Below are 24,877 nucleotides of genomic sequence, written 5' to 3' on the forward strand. Positions count from 1 at the left end.
GTGTCAGTGGCTGTGAGTTTGCCGTGATTCTATCACAAACTGCCGCGTCGATTAATGGAAGTTGGCTAGAGCACTTTCAGGATTAGATGCAGATCTCTTCGAGTTCTTCTTCCGCACACACGAGTTTATCGACTCTCATGTCCACTTGGTGAATCGGCAGCCAGATGGTGAACGTGGTGCCCACACCCGGCGTGGATTCGAGTCCGATCCGCCCTCCATGCTGGTTGACGACCACGTTGTGACTGATCGACAGCCCCTGTCCCGTTCCGCGGCCCACTTCCTTGGTGGTGAAGAAAGGGTCGAAAATGCTGTCCCGGATCTCCTCCGGGATACCGCCGCCATTGTCTTCCACCTCCACCACCACGCCATCGTCCTCGGCACGACTGCGAATGGTGATGGTTCCCAACGCATCGTGCTCGTTGGCGAATCGCTCGGCAATCGCGTCGCTGGCGTTGACCACCAGGTTGAGCAGCACCTGATTCATTTCCGACACTAACAGCGGAATCCCGGGAAGATCCTCTCCGAGTTCCAACTGCAATTCGGCCGTGTACTTCCAGCGGTTTCTTGAGATGGTAGCCGTGCTCTTAATCACATCGTTGATGTCGGAGAGTGTCTTCTCCTTGGCGCCAGGATGCGAGAACTGTTTCATCGCCCGAGCGATTTCTACCACGCGCGACACTCCCTCGCGCGTCTCCTGCACGGCGGATACAATTTCCTGGCAGTAATAATCGAAGTCGTAGAGCTGAACCGCCTCCTGGATCATCGCCCTTCGGCTCCGCCAAGGGATCTCTTCGTCGGTTGAGAGAACTTGCTGATACAGGTCGGTGACACTCCTCATCTTCTTGAAGGCACTCTCCACGAACTCGATGTTGTCGTGGACAAACTGCATCGGGGTGTTGATCTCGTGCGCCAATCCGGCCGCCATCTGCCCAATCGACTCGAGCTTCTGCGCCTGGGCCAACTGTTTCTCGAGTTGTCGAACCTGGGTCAAGTCGGTGACAAACGCCACGTAGACCGGTCGATCGTGGTAGGACGAGCGGTGCACGATGACTTGCACCGGATGGCGGCTTCCATCTTTGCGATAGTGCTCCGTGTGGATCTCCACTTGCGTCGCGTTGGTCTCCTCGAGAGTGCGGAGCTGCGTGAGGATGGCGTCGAGTCGATGGTTGGGATTCAGATCGACTGGCGTCATGCCTTGCATCTCCTCTTGCGAGTACCCCAGGTTGTCGCAGGCGCCGCAGTTGACTTCGATGAACTGAAGCGTTTCCAGGTCGCAGATGTAGACCTCGGTGGGCGATTCGCGAATGATCTTCGCCATTTCCAACGACTCGCGTTGCCGCTCCTGCGACTGTTGCATCGCTCTGGAGATCAGCCCGACGATCCACCACGACGCTGCTAGAAACATCACCGACGCTCCTCCGGCCAGCACGTACAGGGCGCGGGAGGCGTTGTCGAGCAGGTGGCTGTCCGCACTAGTCGCATCGGTATATCGCGCGGCGACCGTGCGATTCATCTCTCGTTCGGCCGATTGGCAGGCCCGCGCTGCCTGTTCGGCTCGTTCACCTTCGCGACGCAGTACGCCGAGATTCTCTATCAAGTGAACCTTTTGTTCGTAGTAGCCGTCGTCGGTTGTGAACAACATCTGATACAGCTTGTCGTCGCGCGAACCGGCGCCAAACACATGGTGCTGATAACTGTCCAACTCTTCTACGAACTTGTCGGCGTCCTCTCCTAGCCGAGCGCTGTTGCGCCGCAAGCGGGACAAAGTCTGGCGAATGCGGTTATCTTTGAAGCTTCGCAGTGCATCGACGTCGTCCAATGCAAACAGGCGCTCCGTGTCCAGTGCCAGTTCCCGCAGGTCGTCTTGCAACTGCAGCGGTTGCTGCATGCCACGAAAAGCCCCGACCAACCGCTCGAGTTGCTGAATGCGATCACCCTGCTCCGCCCTGCGCAGCGAAGCGAGCTGCTTGGCCACCTGCAGGCGGGTTAAGCCAACCACGCGGGCAACAATGGCCGACAATTGGTGCAAGTTGTGATCCACTTGCCGCTCGATGTCGCCACAATACTGCATCAGTTGCTCGGCCCGAGTGGTTCCCCGCCAAACCTCCTGCAGCGAACGATGGGTTTGCTCCAGACCATAGGCCAGTGCTTCGGTGCCGCCGACTGCTTCGCATTTGCTTCCTCCCAATTCGGCAATGCGGGCTCGGAGTATCGAGGAGCAGGTGTCGACCCGCGATTGATCGAACTCCAGCGGTTCTGCTGAAAGTCCCTCGCCCGCGGTTCTTCCACCAAGCATTTGCAGTTGCAGCGTGCCGAGTTGCTCCAGCAGGCTCAGGCGGTAGGAGCGAAGGTCGTCGAGTGTGCTCGACACCGCATCGCGGGCCAGTTCGGTTTGCTCTCGATGGACGCGCACGCTGCTGAGTCGCAAACTGACATCCGTCAGTACGACCGCACCGGCCACTACTCCGACTACGGCCATCAACCACACCAGGCAGACCACCCTCCGCGCCGACTTGTCGATTGGCTTCGGCGTCATGGAGCGCTTACCTCGCGAGGAAGCTCCGCCCAATCAACCTGTTGCACGCGCCCCGCACGGATAACGGTTGGCCAAACGTGATGGCTAGCCTGATGGTCTTGAGGGGAGTAACTCAGCGTTTCACCCAAGCCGATATCGAATTCGCCCAGATCCTCTAGCGCCCCGGCGAGCGCTCTGCGGTCGATGGGACCTTCCATCCGTCGCAGGCCGGTAAGCAGCACCTGGGTGGAAAGGTAGCCTTCCAACGAACCAAACGACGGCCGGGCGGAAGGGTCGAATTCCTGGAGCGCAACATGATAGCGCTGCACCGCCGGCAGGTGCGAGTCGTAGTGTGGCACGACCTGGGTAACGATCACTCCATCGCCCTGCTCGCCGAGCGCCTCGGCAAGTGGTTCGGCGCCAACGAACGAGACATTCAAGTACACCGCCTGCAGCTCGGTGGACTTGGCCAGGCGAATGAACGCCGCACAGGGCTCGTACGCCCCCACCATGATCACGGCGCGAACCGCTTCGGGGGCCATCAGGATGTCGGCCAGCGCGTTTTCCACCGCCACCGTGTTGCGCTCGTAGCGGCCATGCACGATGCCAGTCTCGTCCGCCAACCCATGACGCTCCAACGCCTGCACGGCACCAATGTAGCCCGCATCTCCAAACGCATCCCGTTGCGTAAAGAAAGCAATCTGCTCAGGCTGCAATCCGAAGTGTTCGATTAGCGAGTCGACCATGGCGCTGGTCTCTTCGGAGTAACTGGCGCGGTAGTTGATCACGAAACGCTCGGGCGGCGACTTCCGCAGTACGCCAGCTCCCGTATACGCGCCGTAAAACAGCGTTTGCCGGCTGGTTGCGATTGGCTCGGCCACCACCGCGGTGGGCGTACCAACATTTCCCACCACGGCCAGAACTTGCTGGTCTTCGATCAGGAGGTGCATGTTGGGGGCGGTGCGATTCGGTTCGTACCCGTCGTCGAGCGCTACCAGGCGGAGTTCCTTACCGCGGACACCGCCTTGGCGGTTCGCCTCAGCCAGCGCCGCTTCGACGCCTTGCTTCATATTCCTGCCCAACTCGGCTGCCGGGCCGGAGAGCGCCGTACTCATGCCGAACACTAGATCGTCGGCGGTCGACTCCGCCAAAGCGGTTGGTGTCGCCACGATGAACGCGATGATCCCCACCAGCCACCAACCGATGGCTGTTCGAATGGTTCGAAGTTGTTCCATCCCGCTGCTGCCCCAGGATTTGCACAAAGTCGTTTTTCTCCCCTCCGTGTCTTGTTGGCGACAACAGAGGTCCAATGGGACTCTAGCTTGGCAACCAGCAGGCCGGGCTCGACTGGTGGGAAGCTGCGGAAAGGTGCAGAGGGTTCTGCGATTGATGACGATTGTATCGACAAGCAACAGACGCAGCGATAGAACGACTATCCAGCAGGGGCATGTCTAAGCGTCGCTGGCGGGACCCTGCAATTCAGAAAGTAGCCGACGGAGCTTAGTAGCGACCGAGTCGTGCGTATAGGGATCGTCGTCGGCAGGCGGCTGGCCGGGGCGCTCGAAGCGAGGGCGTTCGAGATACATCCGGCCCCACTCCGCATCGACCGCGCGGACAAAGCTCTGCAAACCGGTTTCCGAGTCGAGCAGCCGTTGACAGTACTTGGCGAGCGCCAGCAGGGGCCGGTCGTAGCTGTCTTCGAGCATCTCTTCGCTGGCCGCTGCGCGCCGCAGCAACACACGGTGGAGCGCGCCCTCCGAGTCGCGCAGGTGTGATTCGAGAAAGCGTTCGAGCAGCAGTTCCGCTTGCCGCTCGCGTGTCACCGGCGAGGCGCCTTTCATCAGTTCGCCGCCTCCCATCCTCCCGATGGCTTCGGCAAGAGAGAACTTACGATGTTCGCGAATCTCGCGTTCCAGCTCTCGATCGCGCTGCTGTTGGTCGTCAGGAGATTCGTTCATCGTGACACTCCTTCGAGTTCGTTAATCCTCGTCGCCCGGCTTCCAGTCGACCTCGAAACCGTTCTCGGCGAGCCAATCGGCCACTTCGCGTGGCGAACGATGATCGGTTACCGGAAACTGCTCGCCGCGCGTAGGCTGCTGCTCGCCGTAACCGCCGGGAATGGTCGAACTGCCTGCGCTCACGCAGCGACTCGAAACGTACAGCGGCGCGTAGAGCAACATCGACCACCGCGGCGGAGCGCCCACCGAGGTCCGCGCGTCGCCTGCAAAGTTTGCGGCCGTGGTTTGCCGCGCCCGCGAGATGAGTGGCTCGAGCGGATACTCCGGATCGATCGCATCGACGGCCTCCGGCGCAATGGCTTCGTCGCCCGCTTGGTGGACCGCATGATGCGTCGCACGCGTGTCGAACTCGGCCCGATCGGCGAGCACATTCGAGGTGGCGTTGAGCGCCACGGCCAACTCGGCGTCGCGCGGCGCAAGGCGTCCGGCGTGTTCGCTGAGCAGTTGATACCGCCACCGCTCGAGTTTGTCGCTCAACTCGCGCGCCGCCTCCGGGTCCGCCATGCCGGAATCGAGGCTCTCGCTTACACGGTCAATCACCGCCAAATGGTGCGCGGCGTGATCATCGGTATCTTGGAGCCAGTCGGTGAACGAACTCAGTGGGGCAACAGTGGCGGAAGACACTACGGACTCGTGCAGTCGCATCAAGGAAGCTGCAGTCGATTCCCGCGAGCGAAGCGGAGATCGAATCGGCCGCTCCCCCGATCGTACTTTCTCGTCGCGACCAACTCCAGAGCCGGAGGCTGCGAACATCAACTTAGTCGGAAGTGAGCACCTGGAGCATGCCGCGGCAAAACTCCGGCAGATCGTCCGGCTTGCGACTGGAGACGTGATGGCGGTCGACCACCACAGGGGCGTCCTCCCAAATGGCGCCGGCGTTGACCAGATCGTCCTTGATGCCCAGCGACCCGGTGACTCGCACGCCGCGATAAACACCGGCCGAAATGGGAATCCAACCGCCATGGCAGATCGCGGCCACGAGTTTACCGGCCTCGTGAAAGTGGCGGACGATGTCCAGTACTTGCGCATCGCGGCGGAGCTTGTCGGGCATGAATCCACCCGGCACCAACAGCCCGTCGTAGTCGTCGGGCTTGGCATCGGAGATAGCGATGTCCGACTTGGCCGGGTAACCGTTCTTCCCCTCGTACACCACGCCGGCCTCCGGCCCTGCACACACTACCTCGGCACCAGCCTCGATCATCCGCAGCTTGGGATACCAGAGTTCCAGGTCTTCATAGATATCGCCGACAAACGCCAGAATGCGTTTGCCGCTGAGTGGTCGGTCCATGCCATGCTCCTTTTACCAATAGGTCGAATCGGAATACAGTATCGACCCAATCGGCGAGCAGTGGCAAGGGCGTCGCGCAATACCTAACTATTGGTAGGCCAAAAACGAAAAGTTGCCGCTGCGACCCTTGGAGTCGTGCCACACGCCGACCACTTCGGTGAGCGAACTGGAAGCGGGCCAGCCGATTTGGTAACTACACACGTAGCCCTGCTCGCGTTGCTGGAAGGTGAGCAAGTTGCCGTCGGCGTGCTCGACCAACTGTCCGTCGATGATCGCATCGCGCAGCGTGCCGGCAACTCGACCATCGAACTGGCCTTCCACCTTGCCATCGATCACTCGGAAGCGAATGTTGCAGTTCTTCACCTCGCCAGTTAGCTCTCGGCCAACCGTGTCATCCCAACTCAGTTGCCACATCCCGTTGAGAGAGAAGCCTTCCTCCGGCGCCGCAGGGCGGAACGAGCCGCGAACCGGCTCCACGAATCTGCTATCGGCAAAGTCGGGATTGCTGTCGGGTATGTGCGGGATCGCGCCAAATTCGGCGACGGGAGCAATCGTGAGCGCAACGAGCAAGTTCAGTACAGCGAGATTCATGACCGGTTCTCCGAGAGTAGACGGAAGCTTTCGGAACTCAGACGCGGGGAACAAGAGATTGGTTCCCGAATTCTTGTTCCAAACCTCGTTGTGGAAACTACTTCCGCTGCCACTGGTCGTCTGCTTCCAGCACGTCGCGCACCTGCTGGGACTCGAGCCACGCCCGGGCGGCTTGGTCGTCTTTTAGGTAGGCATCCCAGAACGCCGTGGTTACCGCCAGCACGGCGCGATGATGGTTCGGGTTGCGGCGTTGGCGGTCGCCGGGCAGGCCGCGCTCGCTGAACGCCGAATGCTCCGCGCCGTCGAGCACCAACTGGTACTTATCGCCTGCCGGCAGCGCGGGATAGACCTGCTGGCGGGTCTCGGGCGTCTGATCGCCGATCGCCCCGGCGTCGTGCGTGCCGGTTAGCAGCATCCAGGGCAACTCCACACTGCCGAACGAACGCCGCGCGCTGCCTCGCCGGGGCGTGCTGGGACTCATCATCACGGCGGCCTTGATTCGGGGCTCGGTCAACGTGTCGCGGCCCAGGAACGCTTGCCCCGCGACCGCCTGCGTGGTCATCGCCCCGAACGAATGCCCCGACATGCCAACGTGCTCGAGGTCCATCCGCCCAGCAAGCGGCTCCGCCTCCGGCTCGGCGTTCTTCCCGTCGTTCCACTCCGCCAATCGATCGAGCACCGCAGGAACGTCGCGGACTCGCAACATGAAGTTCTCGCCGCTGGCCGCGCTGCGCAGGGCGGTCATCCTTTGCAGCGGCCTGGTGTTCTTCCACACCGACTCGTCGCTGCCCGGGTGCTGCACGAACACCACCACGTAGCCGCGCCCCGACCAATGTTTGCCGAGGTAAGGATTGTTCATCCGCGAGCCACCCAGCCCGTGACTGAACAGCACCACCGGCGCTTTAGAATCATCCTCCCCTCCAGCGGCCGGCAGGTAAACGCGAACAGGAATCTCGCGCTCGCGACTCGTGTCCTCCACCGTGAGATCAATCGGCTCGGGCAGCTTCGCGGTGTCGACCTTCAGCGGATCGTACGTGGCCGACGACGACGCGCTCGCCAGTACGAATGCTGCGGTGAGTGCAAAGAGAATAGACGCCGGGCTCTTCATCTCGGTTCCCCTTGTTGCTTGCCTGTACTATGGCCGCCTCGGCCGTAGCGACTCGTCGTCCGCCCACACGTGGCCATAGTACCAGAAACCCCGGCCACGGGGCGGAGTTCTGCCCTGGCGCGCAGGCGTTTCGAGAAGTTCGACGCACAATCTTGCATTTCAGTTTGACGGAATGGTTGCTGGAGCTTAGAAGAGAGGTTGATCAGGGGCACCGCTTTCTCACTAGCGGTCTACTGCGGCTTGGACGCCGCACGGGAACAGACGCCTGCGACGGCCACACTACCGCAGGCTTGGCACAGGAGCAGGAGTCAATGAACGCGATCGGTTACTTCAGGCGGTGCGTGGGTACGTGTTCTCTAGGCCTTGTACTCTGCGCAGGCGACTCGTTGGCGGTAGCACCTTATCCGCTGGAGGATACCTTCTTCCTGCACAGCAACCCCGGCGCCGACCATGTGATCTACATCGATGCCGACGGATACCAGGACAACCTTGGCTACGACAAGGATGGCGATCCCAACACGTTCAACGACGACGAACGCGAAGAACTGCAACGCATCTGGGCCCGCGTCAAAGAAGACTTCCTGCCATTCGACATCGACGTAACCACTGAATACCCGGGGCAGGACGCTTTGACGAAAGGGCTCTTGTTCGACGACGATTGGGGCGTTCGGGTTGTCATCTACCAGGGCCCCGGCGAGAACGGCGGCCACGCTTCGGTCGGTTCCTTCGACAACTTTTCCGACACCCCCGCCTGGGCCGACCAGAACGGCGTTGGCACCGGCAACAAGAACCTGGCCGAGGTCATCTCGCACGAGGCGGGGCACACGCTGGGGCTAACCCATGATGGGCGCGAATTCGCCAGCGGCGACGACGAAGTGTACTACCGCGGGCACGGCAGCGGCACTACCGGTTGGGCGCCGATCATGGGCGTCGCCTACTCCAAAGAGGTCAGCCAGTGGAGTCGCGGCGAGTACGCCGACGCCAACAACCAACAAGACGACTTGGCGATCATCACCAACAGCACCAACGGATTTGGCTACCGCACGGACGACCACGGATCGACGCTCGGCACCGCCACGTTCCTGCCGACCATCTCTGGCATCGGGCTCGAAGCCGAAGGCATCATCGAGCGCAACACCGACAAAGACGTGTTCCGCTTCGCCGCCGACCTCGGCGGACCGCTGTCGCTTACCATTTCGCCTGCCGAAATCGGGCCAAACCTCGACATCCAGGCCATCCTGTACAACTCCTCGGGCGAGCAAGTGGCCATCAGCAGCCCGGCCAACAATTTGGGCGCGTCGTTCGACCTGTCGCTCACCCCGGGCGACTACTACCTCGAGATCAACGGCGTCGGCAGCACCGGCGATCCCGTCACCGGCTACAACGACTACGGCAGCCTCGGCTACTTCTCAATCCTCGGCACGTTGTTCACACCGCTGGCCGCCGACCTGAACCAAAACGGCATGCTCGACACCGGCGACATCGACGCGTTCGTCGCGGTCTGGCGTTCCACCAGCGAAGGATCGATCGAAGAACACATCGCCCACGGCGACTTCAACCTCGACGGCATCACCGACCTGCACGACGCCTTCTTCATGCACCAGGCCTTCCAAGCCGCCGGCCAAGGCGGACTTACCAGCGGCCTGGTCGCCGTACCGGAGCCGGCGAGTGTTGTTTCGCTGCTGGGGCTAGTCGGCATCGGCGCCGTGCTGCGTCGGCGACGAAGTGCAGCGTCTAAGTAACTCTTTCACCCTCCCTCGGGAGGGTCGGACGCCGTAGCGGCCAGGGAGGGGAAGTTTCAAGAGCGCTTCGCTTCACACCGAGTCGATCCTCCCTGCTCAATCACCCGTGGCCTCCTGTTGCTCATCCGCCAGCTTCCCTTGGAGTGCTCTGTTGTAATTCAGCGCGAACTGCGTGGCGGTTCTTTGCCACTGCATATCTTCGATGGCGTCAGAAGTGCCGGGTATTACCCAGTAGTCATTCGCTGTGACTTTCAAAATCGTGTCCTCCGGCGTGCCGGGCAGCACCAGGGCGTCCTCGTAGATCGCCATCCAGCGATGATCGCCACTCTCGATGGCTGTGGCGACAAGCTTGAGAACGTCAGTTTCTTGCACCAGTCGAGTGGCCTTGGCGTACTCCTTGCCGCGAATGAGCGCATCGACCTGCGATTGCAGTTCAGAGACGTTCGCCGATGGCGCTGTAGTGGCCAAATTCTGCTTACACCCGGGTAAACATGCCAGCATGACTACGAGTCCAAGCAACACGGACCGCTGTATCACACCACTTCTCCCATCGCCCGCTCGAACTCCGCGAGTTCCGTCGAGCTGCCAGTGCTAACGCGGACCCAGTTTTCGCCTTGGTTGACGACCACCGGTTTCAGTGCGACGCCCCTGGCCCGCATGCGGTCGACAAACGCCTCGGCCGGCTCGCCCACCTGGAACGACAAGAAGTTGGTATCGGTGCGAATGTAGTTGAGCTGGTGCGAGTCGAGGATGCGGTAGATGGTTTTCTGGGCGGCTCGCATATTGCGGCGGCCGGCGGCGATGTACTCGTGGTCGTCGATCGCGGCGATGGCTGCCGCGGCGGCGATGCTGCTTTGCATTTCAAGCGTCGGCACGGTCGACTCCAGTTGGGCGAGCAGCGTCGGGTCGCCCATCATGTAACCCACGCGAAAGCCGGCCATGCCCCACAGCTTCGAGAAGGTCCGCGCAATCACCACGTTCTTGTTAGCCGGCAACAGCTTCTTCATGCTCAGCTCTTCGGCGCCTTCCAGGCAGTCGATGAAGGCCTCGTCGACCATCACCACGCGCGTCTTGGCCACTTCTTCGACGTACGCGAGCAATGTGTCGTGATCTTCGGCAATGCCAGTCGGGTTGTTGGGATGGCAGAGATACACCAGATCGACGCGGTCGCTCATCGCCGAGCGCATGCGGTCGAAGTCGTAGTGGTAATCGTGGGTGAGCGGCACGCGCAACCACTCGCCGCCGCTGGCCTCCGCATACTTCGCGGTTGTCGACCAGGTGGGATCGCCGGTGAGCACCGCCCTACCCTGCCGACCGTACCACAACCCGGTGTTGATCATCAGTTCGATCGACCCCGCGCCGATGATCACATGATCCGCGGTCAGCCCGTTGATCCCGGCAATTTTTTCACGCAGCTCGGTCACCCGCTTGCGTGGATAGCGATGCGCGCTCGCGATTTCCTTCCGCGCCGCTTCCATGGCCGACTTCGGCGGCCCGGCGGGATTCTCAGCGCTCCGCAACCGCACTTCCCCAGTGCTGCCGGTCGCAATTGCTTCGCCCGCACACAAATCCAACGCACTCAGCCCCACCACCGGCGCGGCCAACCCCGCTCCGAGAAATAGACGACGATCCATAACATACCCCTGAGAAAGGAGGAAACGGCCACGCCTGCGCGCCTCATTGTAGCGAAGGCGGAGTGGGGATGCACGCACGTTTGGCCGGTCGCAACGCCGGCGATGGCGACAGTGAACTCGCCCGCGAATGCACGCGAATCGACGCGAATCCGCCATCGGGCCGCGGATTGGCTTTTGGAACTGGAGGGAGCGGAGGTATAAGATAAGCCGCGAGCGTTGGTCTCTTAACGGCTTCTCTTTCAATCTTCTGGCAGACTGGAAGTAGCCCGCGTGAGCAGATTGAAGGCAGCCTGTTTGGTCCAAATTACGTGCATTCGGATTTCTTCAAGCAATCCCGTTTCCTCGGCGTTCTGAAGAGCTTGATCAGCAAAGTGTAAAATCAATGCACAGGGCTCGACAACACTTCTGGGTAACGACTCCTTCTCTTTCAACCCAGATTCCAACACCATGAGCGATTGCTGAAGGGCAGCTATCCGCTCTGGTCCAGGGTTCTTTCCTAAACGCAGGATCGTATAGGCGCCATCACTTTCTAAGGTTTCTCGTTGCACCAACTTCAATGCCTCTTCAACTGTCATCGAAATGCCCTTGCCGATGGCCTTTTGCTTGCCGAAAATCCGCTTCGGCTATTCCTACCCGCGTCCCTCTTCTCCCGCCGAGCCTCCTAAAAGTTTACACCCAAATCCGCTATAATCCGGGGTGAACGGCCTTACAGACTCGGCGGCTGAACCGTCCCGTTTTGGGCCGGTGGGTTTTGGTACCACTTCGATTCCACCACGGCGGCAGCCGCGGGGGGTTTTGGGCCAGCTCGCTGGACATGCGGGGAACAACGTGGTGGGTTTTGTCGCACCCCCCGGATGGTTTGGCCGAGAAAACAAGTGGTTTTGCCACTTTGAGGGGACCAAAACACCCCGAGTTTTGGGCCAACGAATCGATAACTGGTCCAAAACCCCTTTTGGTCCAGTGAATGATGGGTGCCCCAGTTGGGGCAAAACCACGCACGCCTGCCGGCTCGCCATTTCACCCAATCACCTACTTCAGCAAACTGCCTAACGTGCCTGGTAAACGTCAACAACGCCGATCCTCCACCTCCTCGGGCCAGAAGAAGTCGGGCCAGAAGAAATCTGCGCCCAAGAAGCCCGCGAAGAAGGGCACCAAGAAAGGTCCGGCGAAGAAGACCACCAAAGGTGCGAAGAAGGGGACGGCCAAAAAGGCGGCCGGCAAGAAGGGGCCGCCTAAGAAGCGTGGTAGCCAGAAAAGCGGGCCCAAGAAATACGCAGGCGGCAAGTCAACTGGTGCGAAGCGGAAGCGGCCGGCGCGGAAGGCGACGCCGCGTGTTAGTGATCAGCCGGGTGAGCGGCTGCAGAAGGTGCTCGCGGCAGCCGGCATTGCGAGTCGGCGGGAGTGCGAGGAGTTGATTCGCGAAGGGCGCGTCGAAGTCGATGGAGAGGTGGTCACCGAGTTGGGCACGCGGGTCGATTTGCACGTGCAGGATGTGCACGTCGATGGCGAGCCGCTTCCCAAGCCAAAGAAGGCGTACTTCGCGGTGCACAAACCGACCGGCGTGGTCTCCACCGCCAGCGACCCCAGCGGCCGGCAGCGGGTGATCGATCTGTTGCCGCCGAGCTTGGGGCGGTTGTACAACGTCGGCCGTTTGGACATGGCGAGCGAAGGGTTGATCCTGGTCACCAACGATGGAGAACTGGCCAACCGCCTGACGCATCCCAGTCACGGCGTCGAGAAGACCTATCACGTGCAAGTGGCCGGCCTGCCGGAGCCCGAGGTTTGCAGGCAATTGATCAAAGGTGTGTACTTCGCCGAAGGCAAAGCCCAGGCACTGCGGGCCAAGGTGAAAAGCCGCCGCAAACAGTCGGCCGTGATCGAGATGGTGCTGGCCGAAGGCCGCAACCGCGAAATCCGCCGCATGCTGGCCAAAGTGGGCCACAAGGTGCAACGCCTGACGCGCGTGGCCGTCGGCCCCGTGCGCCTGGGCGACATGCCGGCCGGCAGCTACCGGAAACTCACGCCGCAGGAAGTGAAGGAGTTGCGGAAGGTGGCGGGGATGAGGTAGTAGGTGAGTAGGTGAGTAGGTGAGTAGGTGAGTAGGTGAGTAGGTGAGTAGGTGAGTAGGTGAGTAGGTGAGTAGGCTAGTAGGCTAGTAGGTGAGTTTGTTTATTGTGTCATTTCGAAAGGAGGCTCGCCGACTGAGGAATCTCGATTGGAGTACGCTTCGCTTGTCGATGAGGTTGTTCGAACTCCAGAGGTACCGCAGCGTCGTAGCAACGCAAACTAGATTCTTCGGTCGCTTAGACTCCCTTCAGAATGACACTTCGATTTTTAATGAACGAACCGTGGTGCTTTGCCCCCACCCTGCCCTTCCCCAAACGATTTCGCGACTAAGTTACTAAAAGAAAGACACTCCCCACGCACGAAATCGCCCGGGGGAGGGAAACCAGTTTCAGTCCTCAGCCTCAAGTCCCGAGTCCCCAACGAATGCCTTTCGCTTTAGAAGCTGTTTCCTCTACGGTGCCGGTGGTTGAGAACGTCGAGTTGGCGACGCGGACCTATCGGGTGCGGATCGAGTGTCCTGAGATTGCGCGGCAGATTGTGCCGGGGCAGTTTCTGATGTTGCGGCTCGCTGGGAGCGACGACCCGCTGTTGGGTCGAGCGTTCGCGCTGTACGACACGGTAGACGACACCAGCGGCCAGCCGACGTTTGTCGACATTGTTTACCTGGTGATGGGCAAGATGACCTCGCGGCTCGCCCGTTACCAGCCGGGGCAGATGCTCGACGTGTGGGGCCCGTTAGGCAACGGGTTCGAGGTGCCGGAGTGCGATCGGATGATCATGGTCGCGGGTGGCATCGGGCAGACTCCCATGCTGGCGCTTGGGAAGGAGTACCTCGGCGGCCGCACGTATGGCCAGCCCACCAGAAGCGTGCACCAGCCGCAGCACGTGTCGCTGTTGTATGGAGTGCGCTCGGCCGATCTGGTGGCGGGCGAAGCCGACTTTCGCTCCGCGGGCATCGACTTGAAGCTCGCCAGCGACGATGGCAGCGTCGGCCACCATGGGTTCGTCACCGAGCTACTGGCTCAGGCATTGGAAGAGACCATCGGCCAGCGGCGGCAAGTCGTGTGCTGCGGGCCCGAAGTGATGATGGAGCGAGTGGCCGAGGTGTGCGGCGCGGCCGACGTGCCGTGCCAGGTGTCGCTCGAGACGCCGATGGCGTGCGGCATCGGCATTTGCTTTAGCTGCGTGGCGAAGGTCCGGCAAGAAGACGGAACCTGGGACTACCGCCGTACGTGCGTCGAAGGTCCCGTGTTCGACGCGCAAGCTATCGAATGGTAAGCGACGAGACCGACCAGTGGCCAAGGTCGCCCATGGTCATTGGGTATTTCGGACTTGGGTCCTTTACCCTTTGATGCCTTTGACGGCCTTCGACAAGCGGCTCTTGGTGCGTGCTGCAGCGTTGGCGTGAATCACGTTCTTGGAAGCCGCCTGATCGAGTTTCTTGGTGGCGACTTTCAGTGCGGCTTCGCTCTCCTCGACGTTGCCGGCAGCGACGGCCGCACGGACCTTACGGACCTGAGACCGTACGTTCGACTTCACGGCGCGGTTGCGGGCGTTGCGGGTTTCGTTTTGGCGGAGCCGCTTCTTGGCACTTTCGGAATTTGGCATTTGTTACAAACCGTGGGGACGCTTGAATCCAATGACTCGTGAGGATCGGCCACCCTGCTCGCGGAGCGATAGAAGTGGCGAATCGCTAAGTATTTCGCATTTGGGCCAGTTTGTCCAGCCGGTCGGCCACATCTCGGTAGCCAAAATCGGCGTTGGCCAGCTCCGTCAGGTGCTTTTCGGCCTGATCCAGCTCGCCCAGACCCATCGCCAGCACCCCGGCACGGTAGCGAGCCAGCTTGTGCAGGTCGGTGGCCGGGTCGGTCGCGGCGGCGACGGCCGCCTCGTAGCTGCTCATTGCCAGGCGGAATTGCTCGATTTTCTGGAAGCATTCGCCCAGGTGCAGTTGGGTATCGGCCAGCCGACGACTATCGGCCCGGGCGCCCTGCAGGGCCTGGATCGCCTCGCGGAACTTGCCCGCCCGCTTCAGCCGCAGCCCCAACTCGTACTGATAACCGAGGTTGCCGGGATTGCGCTCCACCCGGGCGTTGAAGACTTCCAGTTCCACCTGGTTGGCCTGGGCGTGCATCTTGCGGGCGAGTTTTCGGGCTTCGTCGGAGCCTTCCACTTCGGCGCGGCGGTCGGCCACTTCGGTTTGCTGACGCATGCGGCGGAGCTGGGCTTCTTCGAGCCGCTCGCGAAGGTCGAGGTCGCCGCTGGAGACGGTGAGCGCCTTTTGCAGCACCCGCTCGGCGTCGCGGTATCGCTCGGTTTGCGAGTACTCGTCGGCCAGATCGCGGTAGTGTTCGAGTTCGGCCGGGTACAAGCGAATCTGCTCCAACAGCTCTTGTTCGCGCGACTTGGCTGCAGGGGCCACCTCGGCGGGCGGGGCCTGTTCGGCTTCGTCTGCTGCGCTTTGCTTGTACGCGGTGTGCAGCATGTCGCTGGCGTCGGCGTCGGGCGTGGCGGTTTCGCTCGAGCCTTTTTTGAGCAACTCCTGGTTATAGCCGCCCTTTTGGATGGTCTGCTCGACGCTCATCCGCGAAATGGTCTTCGCCACTTCATGGTCCTGCGGCTTGAGTTCCTGCACTCGCTTCAGGCAGGCGATCGCTTGCTCGAACTGCCCCACGGCCGACAGCGCGTCGGCCGCCTGGCGGTTGGCTTGTTCGTGCTTGGGGTCCGAGTCGAGCGCCCACTTCAGGTAGTAGAGCTGACACTCGCCGGCGCCAAGTTCCTTCGATGCCCGGGCCAGGTCGAGCAGCGTGGCGACGTCGTTCGGACCGTGGTCGAGCGCTTCGCAACCTGCGGCGAACGCAGCCTCCCATTCGCCTTTGTCGATGGCCTTGGTCATCGCGCTGCGGGCCGTCTTCAGCTTGCGACTGCCACCGAACAGCGACGACTTCTTGGTCTCGGGATGCTTGCGAGCCAGGTTCGCCCGCAGGTGCTGCAGGTAGATGAGGTTCGCGGGGTCCTCGGCCACGCACTGGGCAAACATGTCGTGGGCGTACTGGAAGTCGCCCTTGTCCAGGCTTTTCTTGCCGTGCTCGAACAACTGCTGCAGCCGCTGGCGTACAGCAGCCGTGACCGACCTGGCTTGGGGAGGAGACGACATAGTGTGCGAATCGGCGGAAACGGGAGAAACGACTACCAAAATTCTACTCCACAGGCCGCGTGTTCGGAATGTCCGTCGGTCGGGAGCAGCCAAATGGGCCCACAATTCCTCCCAGGCCGGGTGGATCGACACGATGGGCTTCCCCCATCGCTAGTTCGGCGCGAGGGGAGCGGACTATTCGCAGCGCAGGGCGAACGAGCGTGCCAAATGGGCCTCCGTTGGAATCGGACAATGCGCATCTACAATCGGCAAAGTTTGCGGATTTCCCTGAATTTTCCACTTGGTGTCAAACCATTTGCTCTTTCTAATAGTAGTAACAGCAGTGCTTGGCCTTGCCGGTCGGGCGCGGCTGCTGCGCGCACCAGGTCGTGCCCCGCCTTAGCCCTCGATTACGCTTCCGGGCTGCACACGGAACAACGCGACGTCCGTCGCGACAAGCAACCATCCAAGTAACATTCAACGAAGGGAATTCAGTCGATGCTATTCAAGTATTTCGCCCCCTTGGCGGTGGGTCTTCTCCTTTCCACGCCCAGCTTGGGCGACACCCCCGAAACGCTGGCCACCGAGATTGCCTCCGCGATCGCCGTGCCTGCGGTAGCCGCCGAGCTGCCCGATGAGGTCGAGCGTCAGATCGACGAGCAAACCGAACACCTGCCGGACGAGATTCGCGAGAAGGTCCGTCAGAAGATCAAGGAGATCGCCGAGAAGAAGTTAGCCGAAGCCAAGGAAAAGGCCGAAGAGGACGAGGAGTCGGCTGAAGAGGAAGAAGAAACCACCGAAGGCGAAGAGTCGGACGAAGACGGCGACTCGGAAGAGGCCGAAGAAGAGAAGAAAGAAGAGAAGTCGGCCGACGACGCCCAGAGCGAAGAAGTCAAGAAGATGAAGGCCGAGCAGGAGCTCAACGACGCTCGCTTCAAGCACAAAATCGCTGAGTACAAGCAGCAGCTCGAATCGCAACGTCTGGCGATCGAGAAGAACAAGATCGACATGGAACTCGAAGCCCAGCGCGTCAAAGCGCAGAGCGTTGCCCTGGAGCGAGAGCGCGATCGCATCAAGCTCGAAGCCGAAGTGATGAAGCTAGAGCGTGAGCTGGAAGTTCAAGAGCTCGAAGACGAGCTGGCCAAGCTGCAGGCCGAGAAGAAGCGGATCGAGACCGCGATAGAAGTTGAAAGCGTCAAAGAAAAGCTTGAAGACCGCGTGCTCGGCGAAGAGACCTATCCGGACGAGCCGTTCAAGGATGGAGTGCTCACGGTGAGCGTCCGTCGGATCGAGTTGAATGGACCGATCATGACCGGCGCGGCCGACTACGTTTGCCAGCGGCTCGACTACTTCAACAATCAGTCGGACAAGCCGATCTTCCTAGTGATCGATAACTGCCCCGGCGGTTCGGTATTGGAAGGCATGCACATCCTGCAGGCGATGAAGGAGAGCAAGGCCCCTGTGCACGTGGTGGTCAAGCGATTCGCCGCCAGCATGGCTGCCATCATCACCACCCTGGCCGATGACTCTTACTGCTACCCCAACGCCATCATCCTGCACCACCAGGCCAGCACTTCCTTCAGTGGTAACGGCCGGTTGCTGGAAGACCAGAAGGATATGTTCGACCAGATCTCGCACCGCGTGATCGGCGAAGTCGCCAAGAAACTCGGTACCACCGAAGAGAAGTTCGTCGAAGAGATGTACGAACACCGCTCGTCGGGCGACTGGGAACTGTTTGGCGACCAGGCCGTCGAGCGCGGTTGGGTCGGCAACGTGGTGGAACTGGTTCGCGAGGAGGCCATTCGTAAACGCCCCACTGGCACGCGTTCGACCGGCTTGCGATTCATCCACCTCGGTGAGAAGCAGCAGTCGCAACCACCGCAGGCGACCGGTTACCTCGAGCGGTACGAAGCCCAGTTGGTCGAACAGGTCGACGACCAAGGTCGCTCGTTTGTGCGGCTGCCCCAATCGGGACCGTTCGACGCCTGGATGTTGTACAACCCCAACGGCTACTACAGGTAAGCCCTGCTAGGGTTAACGAAGACTCCTCACACGGAGCAGGTGCCACCGGCGCCTGCTCCGTTTTTTGTGCCCGCAAGAACTGTTGCGCGTGCCAATTGAACCGTTGCGGGTGCCTGGGGACGAGCTCCGTGAGCCCCCAGCTCGTAGCAAGCGCCTATTGAGCCGGTGCGTACGTCGGAGCAGGTGCATAAGTCGGTGCCGGCGTCGGAGCAACGAACTGTGTGCCGCCGCGTTGGTTGTAGTACTGCCGCGCCCGCTCCACTGGAGGGCGGGGATTCTGGAAGCCCATCGGCCGTCCGCCATCGACCGGAGGACCGGCATCGGGCAGCGGGTAGGGATCGTAGTTCTGCGCGCTGTACTGCTGGTAGCTCGCCGGACCCGGATTGTACAAGTGAGGCATGCGAACCGAAGGCGAGCAGCCGATGCCCGGCGCCAGAACGAGAGCCAAAACGCCAAGTAGGCCAACTGTTCGTTTCAAGGTTCCATCCTCGCTTTATGGAGATATTCGGGCGGCGATTGTAGGCGCCGCCGCTGTGGGTGTCGATAGGAAGTGGCTCCATGCCAGCAGACACCCACCGCTAGCATCGACCACTACCGTCGAAAAGGTGAGCCACAACCGAAACACGCGGCACACCCCCGTTCTGCCGGTCATTAGGTCTACGGCAAGTTGCGCGGTTGGTTCGATGCTAGCGCCGCCGCCGTAGAACGGAATTCATTCCGTTAGGGTCCGTAGCTGGATTCGCAAGAATTCAGATGCCAAACCAATGCGTCCGAATTCTTGCGAATCCGGCTACGACGAGATGGATGATCAACCCGGCAGGTACATATCAAGCCAAGTCGCCGAACCCGCAGGCTTGAGTTCCACCTTCCCGCACACAGCCGGCACCAGCACGGTTTGGCCCTTGGGCAGTTCTGTAGAACCGGCTTCCGACTCCAGCGTCACCGTGCCATCGAGCACCGCGATGATGTGAAAGCGATCGCCCAGGTCGAGCGACAGCGCTTCGCTTCTTGTCGCGCGATCGAGCACGAACTTGTCGCACTCCACTAAGCGCTCGACGCCCGACTCGCCGGTCGGCTGCGGAGTCTGCGCGGCAACCGGGCCGCGGGCGAAGTCGGTCACTTCGAGCGATTGCTCGATGTGCAGCGGGCGGGAGTTGCCGTCCTTGTCCAGGCGGTTCCAGTCGAACAGGCGGAACGTCGTGTTGCTGGCTTGTTGGATCTCGCCGATCACCAAACCTTCGCCCAGCGCGTGCACCGTGCCCGCCTTGATGAAAACGCAGTCGCCCACCGACGGCTCGAACGCGTGCAGGCATTGGTCGCTGGTGCCAGCCTCCACCGCAGCGGCCAACGACTCACGCGTGACGCCCGGCTTCAATCCGGCGTAGATCTGACTGCCAGGCTCGGCCGCCAGCACCACCCAGGCTTCGGTCTTGCCGAGGTCGGGCGGATCGAGCTTCGCGCCTTGCTCGTCGTTGGGATGCACCTGCACGCTGAGCGTCTTCTTGGCGTCGAGGAACTTGAACAACAGCGGAAACACTGGCTGCGGGTGGTGTCGGCCGAACAGCTCTTCGCCATGTTCGCTGACGATGTCGTGCAGCGACTTACCAGCCAGCGGTCCATCGGCCACGATGCTCTGGTCGTCGCCATGATCGACCGCTTCCCAGCTTTCGGCATAGGTCGGGCCGTCGCCGATTGGCTTATCGAGCAGCGTACCAAGCCGGCGGCCGCCCCATAGGTACTCTTTGAATAGTGGCTGGAAGCGGAGGGGGTAAAGCGTAGGCATCGGTCGCAGACGGCTGGGGTGAAAACGAAAAATCGAGCATTGCTGGACGCCATTATCTGCAGTATCCGCGTTTTCGCTACCGGGCATCCGGCTGCTGGTGGGAAGGGGTGTGCGGGCAGTGGGACCGGGCCGCAGCGGCTGCTAGAATAGAAAGTTTGGCGGATCGAGAGCCACGCTCTCCGCGCCCTGCGGCTTGGCCCCCGCCCTCCCCCGCCAAGCCAAAGCCTGCCTCCCTATCCTTCAGCATTCCACGATGGCCGAGCCCGACGACCTGTTTGAAAAGAGCAAGATGACTTTCGGGGAACACCTGGAAGATCTTCGCGGAGCGCTGATCAAGTCGCTGCTGGCCATCGCCATTGGGTTCGGTTTCGGCATGCTGCGAGCCACCTGGTTTGTGAACGTGGTGAAGCAACCGCTGCAGGAAGCTGTCGACGCCCACGTGCTGAAAGACTCCAAGCAACGCTATCTGAAAGAGTTGCAGGAGAAGAAGGATTCCGGGGAAGCGGTGCCTGAGGACATGGAAAAGGCCGTGGAACGCCGAGTGGAGGAGGGACTGGCGCCGCGCATCATGTTCGTCGAACCAGAGTCGCTAAACCTCGAGTCCGACAAGGACCTGGTGCCGCTCACCTTATGGGAGCCGGTGAAAGACGACCCGCGGCAGATCATCGGCACCGGCGTCACCCAGGGTTTCATGGTGTGGGTCAAAGCCGCGCTGGTGCTCGGCTTGGTGGCAGCCAGTCCGTTTGTGTTCTACTTCATCTGGGTGTTCGTGGCCGCAGGTCTCTATCCGCACGAGCGACATTACGTCTATGTGTTCGGCCCGTTTAGCGTGGTGCTGTTCCTGGCTGGCGCTGCGCTCGCGTTTTGGGGTGCGATCCCATACGTGCTGAAGTTCCTGTTCATGTTCTACGACGCGTTGGATATCGCCCCGTACCCGGTGATCAACGACTGGATGAGCTTCATCATGATTCTACCGCTCGGTTTTGGTGTCAGCTTCCAGTTGCCGTTGGTGATGCTGTTCCTCGAACGGATCGGCGTGTTCACCATTGAGAACTACCTGAAGCAGTGGAGAATCGCGGTGGTGGTGATCTGCGTGATCTCGACCGTACTCACGCCGGCCGACCCGCAGAGCATGATCATGATGGCCGTGCCGCTGGTGGGGCTCTACTTTGGCGGCGTCATGCTGTGCCGATTTATGCCACGCCGCAAGGCGCCATTTGGTACCATGGTGGACCAGTAGCCGATCCGTCTTGCAACGACCAAGAACAGTTTTGGGTGCCTGTGGTCGAGCTCCGCGAGCCCAAAGCAGACAAACACGGAGAGCTTGCAGTACATCATGCCAAACTCCACGATTCGACTATTCGCCCTGCTCATGCTCTGTTGCTCGGCTGCACACGTCGTTGCGCAGGAAGCAGCCGAAGAGCAGCAAGCGGAGGCCAAAGAACAAGCGCCCCAGGCTCCCCCTGCCCCGCCGGAGTACATGGGCCGGCAAATCGCCCAAACCATGCACTACGCCGGCGCGCCATGGCTGGTACGCGAGTCGCGCGAGCGGGAAGAAGAGTGCAGCAAGCTGCTCAAGGCGCTCGAGATCAAACCTCGACAAACGGTTTGCGACCTGGGCTGCGGCAACGGGTTCTACACACTCAAGATGGCCAAGCTCGTCGGCCCCAAGGGCACCGTGTGGGCGGTGGACATTCAGCCCGAGATGCTCGAACTGTTGGACGAGCGGGCCACCGCGCGGGGCGTGACGAATCTCGAGCCTACTCTGGGCACGGCTATCTCTCCCAATGTGCCGAAGGGCAAACTCGACCTGGTACTGCTGGTCGACGTGTACCACGAGTTCTCCCATCCGAAGGAGATGCTCTCAGCAATTCGCGACAGCTTGAAGCCGACCGGCCGCGTGGCGCTGGTGGAGTATCGCACCGAAGACCCCGAGGTGCCCATCAAGCGGCTGCACAAGATGAGCCAGCAGCAGGTGATGAAAGAGTACCAAGCGAACGGCTTCAAGCTCGTGGGGCAGTACGACGAACTGCCGTGGCAACACGTGTTCTTCTTCGCGCGGGACGATTCGGAACTGGAAGAAGTGGAGCTGAAGCGTTGGGAGAAGAAAGAAGAAGCCAAAGAGTAGGCTACCAACGCAGTAGCCTAATAGCCGACGACCTACGTGTCGTCGTGCGCGAACACCCTCACAGCTTGAACTGCTCTGGCAACAGTTCATCAAGCGTGTACTCCGCGATCTCATCGCCTTGGCAGCCAAGCAGCACTTGCATGTTTTCGGCAAACTCGGCCAGCACTTGCCTGCATGCACCGCAGGGCGAGGCTGGCTTGGGCGTGGGTGTGTAGATGGCCACCGCCACCAAGCGTGTGGCGCCAGCGGCCACGGCGGCGAACACGGCCGAACGTTCGGCGCAGATCGTCAAGCCGTAGGAAGCGTTCTCCACGTTCACCCCGGTGAACACCCGCCCGTCGTCGGCCAACACGGCGGCGCCCACAGAGAACTTGCTGTAGGGGGCATATGCCGCGTGACTGACAGCTTCGGCGGCGCTCAGCAGTTGCTTGGTGTCGATGTTCAAGGGGATGTTTCCCGGGCAGGATGAGAATCGCTTGCGCCACCTATTCTTAGCGATGGCAAACCCGAGGCCAACCCGGTCGTCCGCATTCGGCTACGGAGCAGTGCCCAACGGCTGGAGCGCGATGCCGCCGCTGGGCAGTTGCTGCATGCCAGGCGAAGCCGCTGGTTGACTCGGCGTGGCGGCCGGTTGGCTCGGAGTTTCGTACGACGATTGGTAAACCGTCGGGGCCACCACGGCCGGAGTGGTCGCTGCAGGTGGTGAGATGATCGTCGTGGGTGCGCTTTCGACTACCGGCACGACCGCCGGCGTCGGGATCGTCCGCGGATCGAACGCCACGCCTGCTGCGGTGCTACCCAGGTCGACCTTGGGATAGTTGTCCAGCGCGGGTGGCGAAAACATTAAGCTCCGCCCAGGAATCGCCTGGTTGATCGCGACGTCGCCCACGTCGATCGTGAGCGCGAGCTGCGAGGCGGGCACGCGGATCGTCACGTGACGCGGCAGCGACACCTGCGAAGATTCGTCGTAGCGAAAGTCTTCGGCGATGGCGCTGGCCACCGGTGGGCCACCGCTGCCATCGTACAAATGCTGCTCCAGCACCCACGCATGGGCGGCGTCGATCACCAACACGCGCGTCATTGGCCCAGTGGGCGTGGAGATGACCGCCCGCAGTTCGAGCGTTCCATTCTGCCGGGCCACGGGACCCTGGTAGGGAATGTTGGGATCGAGTTCCACCAGACCCAGCGCGTCGCCCACCCACGTTGGATCGACCGGCAACACTTGCCGCGCGCCGCTGTTGGCGAACTGATCGTGCCGGCAATAGTAGAGCGCCGGCGGCGAGTTCTGTTTTACCCAGAACCACAGTATCTCGTCGTTGCTGCCCAGGTCGATCTGGTCGCCACCCCCCAACGCGATGCCGGCGGTAAGGCGGAAGTTCATTGGGCGTTCCAGGGCGATGTTGCCTCGGAGCATCGGAATGCCCGCCATGCCCGGCACGGTGAAGCGGGCGTTGCTGGTGTAGTACGACCGCACGCGGGCGGTGTTGGCATTGATGGCCGAAACCACTTGCGGCGCGGAAGTGGCTTCTTGCAGCACTATCGGCGCGGTCGGTCCTGGCGGCCGGAACAAACCAGTGCTGCGACAGCCCGAGAGCGTCGAGAGCACCAAGGCGGCCAGCAGCAACGTACGGCGTTGGAAAAGATGAGATGCCAAGGCTTTACGCGTGTTGAAGGTTGGGACGTAGGGTTTGTGTTAGTTGGCGTCGCTGTACAACAGCTCGATCAACTGAGTTTGAATCTCGTCGGCTCGCTCGCTATCGACGTCGATCACCGGAACGTCGTACTCGGCGGCGCGGGCCGGGCAAAACAGCCGCAGGATCTCCTCACCCGTGTGGGCGACGGGGAACGCCGTCTCGGCGAAGCGAAACACACGCTTGCGGACCAGGAACAGCGCGAGAACGTACGCACAGTCCTCGTGGTCCGGTTGATCGCGCCAGCGATCGAACAGTTCGAGCGCCACTTCGCTGGGAGCAAGCTTTGGTTTGGCGGCGCCTTCGGTGGGCATCTGCGACTCCCACCAACCGAGCGCGCCATCTGGCGGCCCTTCCCAGGCGGCCCGCGAGTAGTCGCGACGCAGGACTTCCGCGCCCTCGGCCACCAGCACCGAGTAATACCGATCGCCGGGCGCGAGTTCCGCGTCGGTCGTCGCGCAGCGGCGAGAGCATCGTTTGACGTCGAAGTCGAGCACCGAGGGCGTCTCCCGGAGCGGTTGCGAAAAAAAGGGGCCACGAAGCCGAGGGACCGTAGCGAAATCCGCCCATCGACGCAACGCGATCTGGTGCTAGCAGTGGAAGCCTCGCTGGAGGCATTAAAGAGTCAACTCGCGGTGAACATCCGCGAATTGGTGCCGCCGGGACCGATCTCGAAGCGGACGCGTCGTGCACAGCGAGGGCAATGGCCCACGTACGCCGATCCGTCGCGATTCACATAGATCCTCTGATAGATATCGCAGCAGGCGAAGTGCACACCGATAAACCGCCGGGCGGCGTTGCTGCCGTTCGGCTTGGGCGAGCCGTCGCTCGACAAATCGAGATTTTCTCCCGGCATAGTGCGTTCCTCCACGCCTTTGTGGTCGGCGAAGAACTTACCACACGCACACCACAAAGCGGAATACGATTTCTATTTGCCTTCGGAGTGACTTAAGCCTTGCGTAACCGGAAGAGCTTGCCATCCCGGACAGCTAGCACCCCTGGGCGCGGGCAGATTGACCGCTGCCGCGGCCGTCCGCTGTTCGATACCAGAGAGGAAGGAGCCTGCTAGCGCTGGCGCGGACTGCTGGCAAAGTTGGTGGGTTGTTTCGAAAGTAACGGCGGACCGATGTAACCGTTCACGCAACGGCGTGAGT

Annotated in this window: 24 protein-coding genes; 6 read left to right on the top strand and 18 right to left on the bottom strand. The window is 61.4% G+C overall.

Annotation, left to right across the window (positions count from 1 at the left end):
- Positions 1-82 precede the first annotated feature (82 nt).
- The 7 genes from ACQK2L_RS15520 to ACQK2L_RS15550 form a co-directional block, all read right to left on the bottom strand.
- Entirely contained in the window at positions 83-2,536 is a 2,454-nt protein-coding gene (locus tag ACQK2L_RS15520; RefSeq protein WP_425397935.1) for a PAS domain-containing sensor histidine kinase, read from the bottom strand.
- A complete protein-coding gene (locus tag ACQK2L_RS15525) occupies positions 2,533-3,750 on the bottom strand; it encodes an ABC transporter substrate-binding protein (protein WP_425397936.1) in 1,218 nt (405 codons plus the stop codon). Before ACQK2L_RS15525 ends, ACQK2L_RS15520 begins: the two co-directional genes overlap by 4 nt.
- 216 nt (positions 3,751-3,966) lie before the next feature.
- On the bottom strand, positions 3,967-4,473 hold the full coding sequence (locus ACQK2L_RS15530) for a hypothetical protein (RefSeq protein WP_425397937.1): 507 nt from the start codon (positions 4,471-4,473) through the stop codon (positions 3,967-3,969).
- Between the two features lie 21 nt (positions 4,474-4,494).
- Positions 4,495-5,157, bottom strand: coding sequence for a hypothetical protein (locus ACQK2L_RS15535; protein ID WP_425397938.1), 663 nt, complete (start codon positions 5,155-5,157; stop codon positions 4,495-4,497).
- Between the two features lie 133 nt (positions 5,158-5,290).
- Positions 5,291-5,821 (bottom strand): type 1 glutamine amidotransferase domain-containing protein, encoded by a 531-nt coding sequence (locus tag ACQK2L_RS15540; protein ID WP_425397939.1) that lies wholly within the window; start codon positions 5,819-5,821, stop codon positions 5,291-5,293.
- An 87-nt stretch (positions 5,822-5,908) separates the two neighbouring features.
- Positions 5,909-6,412 carry a hypothetical protein gene (locus ACQK2L_RS15545; RefSeq protein WP_425397940.1) on the bottom strand — a complete coding sequence of 168 codons (504 nt, stop codon included), beginning with the start codon at positions 6,410-6,412 and terminating at the stop codon, positions 5,909-5,911.
- 97 nt (positions 6,413-6,509) lie between these two features.
- Complete coding sequence (locus ACQK2L_RS15550; RefSeq protein ID WP_425397941.1) at positions 6,510-7,520, bottom strand: alpha/beta hydrolase family protein; 1,011 nt, start codon at positions 7,518-7,520, stop codon at positions 6,510-6,512.
- Between the two features lie 386 nt (positions 7,521-7,906).
- Between ACQK2L_RS15550 and ACQK2L_RS15555 the strand changes: the two genes are divergently transcribed.
- Positions 7,907-9,262, top strand: a complete 1,356-nt coding sequence (locus ACQK2L_RS15555) for a M66 family metalloprotease (RefSeq protein WP_425397942.1) — start codon at positions 7,907-7,909, stop codon at positions 9,260-9,262.
- Between the two features lie 96 nt (positions 9,263-9,358).
- Here the strand turns inward: ACQK2L_RS15555 and ACQK2L_RS15560 are convergent, their stop codons facing one another.
- The 3 genes from ACQK2L_RS15560 to ACQK2L_RS15570 all read right to left on the bottom strand — a co-directional run bounded on the left by ACQK2L_RS15560 (position 9,359) and on the right by ACQK2L_RS15570 (position 11,471).
- A complete protein-coding gene (locus tag ACQK2L_RS15560; protein ID WP_425397943.1) occupies positions 9,359-9,730 on the bottom strand; it encodes a hypothetical protein in 372 nt (123 codons plus the stop codon).
- Between the two features lie 65 nt (positions 9,731-9,795).
- On the bottom strand, positions 9,796-10,896 hold the full coding sequence (locus ACQK2L_RS15565; protein WP_425397944.1) for a pyridoxal phosphate-dependent aminotransferase: 1,101 nt from the start codon (positions 10,894-10,896) through the stop codon (positions 9,796-9,798).
- A 239-nt stretch (positions 10,897-11,135) separates the two neighbouring features.
- Positions 11,136-11,471, bottom strand: a complete 336-nt coding sequence (locus ACQK2L_RS15570; RefSeq protein ID WP_425397945.1) for a hypothetical protein — start codon at positions 11,469-11,471, stop codon at positions 11,136-11,138.
- 476 nt (positions 11,472-11,947) lie between these two features.
- On the opposite strand from ACQK2L_RS15570, the gene ACQK2L_RS15575 reads away from it, so the two are divergent.
- Together ACQK2L_RS15575 and ACQK2L_RS15580 are read left to right on the top strand one after the other, a co-directional pair.
- Positions 11,948-12,964 carry a pseudouridine synthase gene (locus ACQK2L_RS15575; RefSeq protein WP_425397946.1) on the top strand — a complete coding sequence of 339 codons (1,017 nt, stop codon included), beginning with the start codon at positions 11,948-11,950 and terminating at the stop codon, positions 12,962-12,964.
- Positions 12,965-13,386: 422 nt separating this feature from the next.
- A complete protein-coding gene (locus ACQK2L_RS15580) occupies positions 13,387-14,241 on the top strand; it encodes a dihydroorotate dehydrogenase electron transfer subunit (RefSeq protein ID WP_425397947.1) in 855 nt (284 codons plus the stop codon).
- A 63-nt stretch (positions 14,242-14,304) separates the two neighbouring features.
- On the opposite strand, the gene rpsT is transcribed toward ACQK2L_RS15580, so the two are convergent.
- The gene (gene rpsT / locus ACQK2L_RS15585) at positions 14,305-14,571 is read right to left on the bottom strand and encodes a 30S ribosomal protein S20 (RefSeq protein WP_425397948.1); all 267 of its coding nucleotides are present in this window, start codon (positions 14,569-14,571) and stop codon (positions 14,305-14,307) included.
- An 85-nt stretch (positions 14,572-14,656) separates the two neighbouring features.
- The gene (locus ACQK2L_RS15590; protein ID WP_425397949.1) at positions 14,657-16,120 is read right to left on the bottom strand and encodes a tetratricopeptide repeat protein; all 1,464 of its coding nucleotides are present in this window, start codon (positions 16,118-16,120) and stop codon (positions 14,657-14,659) included.
- 477 nt (positions 16,121-16,597) lie between these two features.
- Between ACQK2L_RS15590 and ACQK2L_RS15595 the strand changes: the two genes are divergently transcribed.
- The gene (locus tag ACQK2L_RS15595) at positions 16,598-18,121 is read left to right on the top strand and encodes an ATP-dependent Clp protease proteolytic subunit (RefSeq protein WP_425397950.1); all 1,524 of its coding nucleotides are present in this window, start codon (positions 16,598-16,600) and stop codon (positions 18,119-18,121) included.
- 154 nt (positions 18,122-18,275) lie between these two features.
- Here ACQK2L_RS15595 and ACQK2L_RS15600 read toward each other — a convergent pair whose 3' ends face one another.
- Positions 18,276-18,599: a hypothetical protein gene (locus ACQK2L_RS15600; RefSeq protein ID WP_425397951.1), complete on the bottom strand. Its 324-nt coding sequence runs from the start codon at positions 18,597-18,599 to the stop codon at positions 18,276-18,278.
- 330 nt (positions 18,600-18,929) lie between these two features.
- Positions 18,930-19,904: a type I phosphomannose isomerase catalytic subunit gene (locus ACQK2L_RS15605; protein WP_425397952.1), complete on the bottom strand. Its 975-nt coding sequence runs from the start codon at positions 19,902-19,904 to the stop codon at positions 18,930-18,932.
- Positions 19,905-20,157: 253 nt separating this feature from the next.
- Between ACQK2L_RS15605 and tatC the strand changes: the two genes are divergently transcribed.
- Both tatC and ACQK2L_RS15615 read left to right on the top strand, forming a co-directional pair.
- A complete protein-coding gene (gene tatC, locus ACQK2L_RS15610) occupies positions 20,158-21,144 on the top strand; it encodes a twin-arginine translocase subunit TatC (protein WP_425397953.1) in 987 nt (328 codons plus the stop codon).
- 96 nt (positions 21,145-21,240) lie between these two features.
- A complete protein-coding gene (locus ACQK2L_RS15615; protein ID WP_425397954.1) occupies positions 21,241-22,032 on the top strand; it encodes a class I SAM-dependent methyltransferase in 792 nt (263 codons plus the stop codon).
- 58 nt (positions 22,033-22,090) lie between these two features.
- On the opposite strand, the gene ACQK2L_RS15620 is transcribed toward ACQK2L_RS15615, so the two are convergent.
- The 4 genes from ACQK2L_RS15620 to ACQK2L_RS15635 all read right to left on the bottom strand — a co-directional run bounded on the left by ACQK2L_RS15620 (position 22,091) and on the right by ACQK2L_RS15635 (position 24,579).
- Positions 22,091-22,477 (bottom strand): cytidine deaminase, encoded by a 387-nt coding sequence (locus ACQK2L_RS15620; protein WP_425397955.1) that lies wholly within the window; start codon positions 22,475-22,477, stop codon positions 22,091-22,093.
- Positions 22,478-22,567: 90 nt separating this feature from the next.
- Entirely contained in the window at positions 22,568-23,686 is a 1,119-nt protein-coding gene (locus ACQK2L_RS15625; protein WP_425397956.1) for a hypothetical protein, read from the bottom strand.
- A gap of 39 nt (positions 23,687-23,725) precedes the next feature.
- Complete coding sequence (locus ACQK2L_RS15630; RefSeq protein ID WP_425397957.1) at positions 23,726-24,220, bottom strand: hypothetical protein; 495 nt, start codon at positions 24,218-24,220, stop codon at positions 23,726-23,728.
- Between the two features lie 128 nt (positions 24,221-24,348).
- A complete protein-coding gene (locus ACQK2L_RS15635; RefSeq protein ID WP_425397958.1) occupies positions 24,349-24,579 on the bottom strand; it encodes a hypothetical protein in 231 nt (76 codons plus the stop codon).
- Positions 24,580-24,877: the final 298 nt, after the last annotated feature.

This window comes from Aeoliella sp. (assembly GCF_965227375.1).
Taxonomy (GTDB): domain Bacteria; phylum Planctomycetota; class Planctomycetia; order Pirellulales; family Lacipirellulaceae; genus Aeoliella.